Below are 3,827 nucleotides of genomic sequence, written 5' to 3'. Positions count from 1 at the left end.
CCGACGGCCTCCGAAAGCGTGCGGGAAGTGCGGATGACCTTCAGCGTGCGTGCCGCGCGAGTGCGGGCGCCTGCAAGCTCCAGCGTCTTCGCGAGCCAGACGGTCCAGGTGATCAGCGACGCGAACGCGAGCCCGATCATCACGCTTTTGACGACCCAATCGGCCGCCATGAACATGCCCCAGGGCGAAAGGTTGTGCGGCAGGTCCGAACGCCGTCCAGGCTCCAGGAACTGGGTGAACATGTCGATCGGCTGGCGCGCCGCCGGCGGCTGGGCCGGGGTCTGTGGCGGGCTGGCAGGCGTTGGCTGGGCAGCATTGCTCGCCGGTGCTCCCGTCGGAACGGCGGGTTGCGGGGCGGAAGCTGCCGGCTCATTCGGCACCGTGCGGGAGGTTGTAGGCGCTGCCTGCACGGCAGGAGCGGGAGCCGCCTGCGTCGGGTGTGCACCAGAAGGTGAGGTCGTCTGCGGTGGCGGCGGCGCTTGCGTTGACGCATCCGGAGCAGGCGTCTGTGCCATCACCGTCGAAGCCGTCATTGCCAGTGCCGCGAGGGCCATCGGAAACCGGCTCCTCATCGGTTGGCGCATCGAAAAGGCGGGCTTCAGGGCAGCGGTCATGGCAGGCGATACTCCGGACTGTTCGTCATCGCGGACAGCGCCGGAGCACCAGGTCGACGATGACGGAAACGGGCATCCGAACGCCGCCGGCCACTGCCGCCGGGTTCGCGATGTTGCAGCTACCGGATAATAAACATGAGTAGAAATGGCAACTAATAAATCTTGAGAATGCCGATCACATTAATGCGGGACGGGATCATTAACCCATTTGCCCTGGATCGGCATTCCCTGTGCCGGAAAATTGCGCTGACGGACGTCTACCGCGCCAGCCAGCCGCCGTCGACCGGCAGCACGATGCCATGGATATAGTCGGAGGCCGGCGAGGCGAGGAATACGGCGGCTCCGCCGAGCTCTTCCGGCTGGCCCCAGTGTCCGGCCGGAATACGGCTGAGGATTGCCGCGTTGCGATCCGGGTCGTTGCGCAGTGCCTCGGTATTGTTGGTCGAGAAATAACCCGGCGCAATGGCGTTGACGTTGATGCCCTTGCCGGCCCATTCGCAGGCAAGCAGTCGGGTCAGGCCGGCGAGACCGCTCTTCGAAGCGGTATAGGAAGGGATGCGGATGCCGCCCTGGAAGGAGAGCAGCGAGGCGATATTGACGATCTTGCCGCCCTTGCCCTCGGTGATCAGCCGGCGTGCAAACGCCTGGGAGAGGAAGAACACGGTCTTCAGGTTCACGTCCATCACCGCGTCCCAGTCGGTCTCGGTGAAATCGATCGCATCGGCCCGGCGGATGATCCCGGCATTGTTGACGAGGATATCGGCACGCCCCGTCCATGCGACCGTTTCGCTGATGACCCGATCAACCGGCTCGAGCGTCGAAAGGTCCGCCTGGATCGACAGACTGCGCCCACCCGCCGCGCTGACTGCGGCTTCCGTCTCGGCCATGGAGGAGCGTCCGACCAGCGCCACGTCAGCGCCGGCCTGCGCCAGCGCCACGGATATCGCCTGGCCAAGGCCCGTATTGGCGCCGGTCACGATCGCCGTCTTGCCCGTCAGGTCGAATGAAATCGGCATGTTGTCCTCCTCGGAAACTGGAAATGCGGATATAGGGTAGATGCTTACCGTCGCGAGCTCTCGGGTTGAAGCTGAAAATTTTTGCCATATCGAGGCCGGCCCCCTTGGGGCCATGGATTGAGAGATTCAGTCCCCGCAGCCAGTTCCTCACGAGAAACCGAATACCCAAAATGCCAGGAGCCGCCCGTGAAGGTCACGGGCGGCTCCTTTAATTGTTCGGGCTGTTCGCCGGAGGTCACAGCGAGCGCGTGATATGCTCCACGCGGAAGCATTCGATGACGTCGCCTGCGCGCATGTCTTCGTAATTCTCGAACGCCATGCCGCATTCCTGGCCCATCGGCACTTCGCTGACTTCGTCCTTGAAGCGCTTGAGCGTCTTGAGCTTGCCTTCGTGGACGACGACGTTGTCGCGGATAAGGCGGACGCCCGCTCCACGCTCGACCTTGCCCTCGACGACACGGCAACCGGCGACCTTGCCGACCTTGGTGATGTTGAACACTTCGAGGATCTCGGCATTGCCGATGAAGGTTTCGCGACGTTCCGGAGACAGGAGGCCCGACATCGCCTGCTTCACGTCATCCACCAGATCGTAGATGATGTTGTAGTAGCGGATTTCGAGACCTTCGCGTTCAGCGGCTGTTCGTGCCTGCGGGTTGGCTCGGACATTGAAGCCGATGATGGCCGCATTGGATGCCTCGGCAAGCGAGATATCCGATTCGGTGATGCCGCCGGCACCCGAATGAACGATGCGGGCACGCACTTCGTCGGTGCCGAGCTTGTCCAGTGCGCCGATGATCGCTTCGATCGAACCCTGCACGTCACCCTTGATGACCAGCGGGAATTCCTTCAAGCCGGTATTCTGGAGCTGGCTCATCATCTGTTCGAGCGAACCGCGCTGGCCGGACTGGCGGGCAGCCGCCTTGTCGCGGGCAAGCCGCTGGCGATATTCGGAAATCTCGCGGGCACGGCTTTCGCTCTCGACCACGGCGAACCTGTCGCCGGCGGCCGGAGTGGCGGAAAGACCGAGCACCTCGACCGGCATGGCCGGACCGGCTTCCTTCACATGGTCGCCCTTGTCGTTGACGAGCGCGCGAACGCGACCCCACTGATCGCCGGCGACGATGATCTGGCCCGGCTTCAGCGTGCCCTTCTGGACGAGCACGGTCGCAACCGCGCCGCGGCCACGGTCGAGCTGGGCTTCGATGACGATGCCTTCGGCGGTACGGCTCGGATCGGCCTTGAGGTCGAGGATTTCGGCCTGCAGCAGGATGGCTTCGAGCAGCTTGTCGAGATTGACCTTGTTCTTGGCCGACACTTCGACGTCGAGCACTTCACCGCCGAGCGATTCCACGAACACTTCGTGCTGCAGAAGCTGCTGGCGAACCTTGTCCGGGTTGGCTTCGTGCTTGTCGATCTTGTTGATCGCCACGATGATCGGAACACCCGCTGCCTTGGCATGGGCGATGGATTCGATCGTCTGCGGCATCACGCTGTCGTCGGCTGCAACCACCAGGATTGCGATATCCGTCGCCTGCGCACCACGGGCACGCATGGCCGTGAAGGCGGCGTGGCCGGGGGTATCGATGAAGGTGATCTTCTGGCCGTTCTGTTCCACCTGATAGGCGCCGATATGCTGGGTGATGCCGCCGGCTTCGCCGGAGACCACGTTGGCATGGCGGATGGCGTCGAGCAGCGAGGTCTTGCCGTGGTCGACGTGGCCCATGATGGTGACGACCGGCGGGCGCGAAACCATTTCGCCTTCGTCGTCGGCAACGTTGAAGATGCCTTCTTCGACGTCGGATTCGGAAACGCGCTTGACGGTATGGCCGAATTCGCCGGCAATGATCTCGGCGAGGTCGGCGTCGATGACGTCGCCTGGCTTCATCATCTGGCCTTCCTTCATCAGGTACTTGATGACGTCGACGGCGCGTTCGGACATGCGCTGCGACAGTTCCTGAATGGTGATGGTTTCCGGCAGGATGACTTCGCGCATGACCTTTTCGCGCGTTTCCTGCATCTGGCTGCGGCGGAACTTCTCCTGCCGGCGGCGGGTAGCGGCCATCGAACGGCCACGGGCATTGCCGTCGTCGTCCGTGCTGACCGTGGTTACCGTCAGCTTGCCGCGGCGGCGTTCGTCTTCGGTCTTCGGACGGGCCGGAACCTTGGCGGGAGCAGCGACCGGGACACGGCCACGGCC

Annotated in this window: 2 protein-coding genes and 1 pseudogene; all 3 read right to left on the bottom strand. The window is 63.5% G+C overall.

Annotated elements, in window-relative coordinates:
- Positions 1 to 614 (bottom strand): annotated as a pseudogene (locus MOV63_RS32090) (hypothetical protein); the annotation flags it as partial.
- Positions 615 to 871: 257 nt separating this feature from the next.
- Complete coding sequence (gene kduD, locus MOV63_RS32085; RefSeq protein ID WP_247039789.1) at positions 872 to 1,630, bottom strand: 2-dehydro-3-deoxy-D-gluconate 5-dehydrogenase KduD; 759 nt, start codon at positions 1,628 to 1,630, stop codon at positions 872 to 874.
- A gap of 235 nt (positions 1,631 to 1,865) precedes the next feature.
- On the bottom strand, positions 1,866 to 3,827 hold a 1,962-nt coding region (infB, locus tag MOV63_RS32080; protein ID WP_247039788.1), incomplete at its 5' end, for a translation initiation factor IF-2.

It is taken from the genome of Neorhizobium sp. SHOUNA12A (assembly GCF_023006505.1).
Taxonomy (GTDB): domain Bacteria; phylum Pseudomonadota; class Alphaproteobacteria; order Rhizobiales; family Rhizobiaceae; genus Neorhizobium.
The sequence above is the reverse complement of the archived record's forward strand: the minus strand, read 5'-3'. Positions and strand labels throughout refer to the sequence as shown.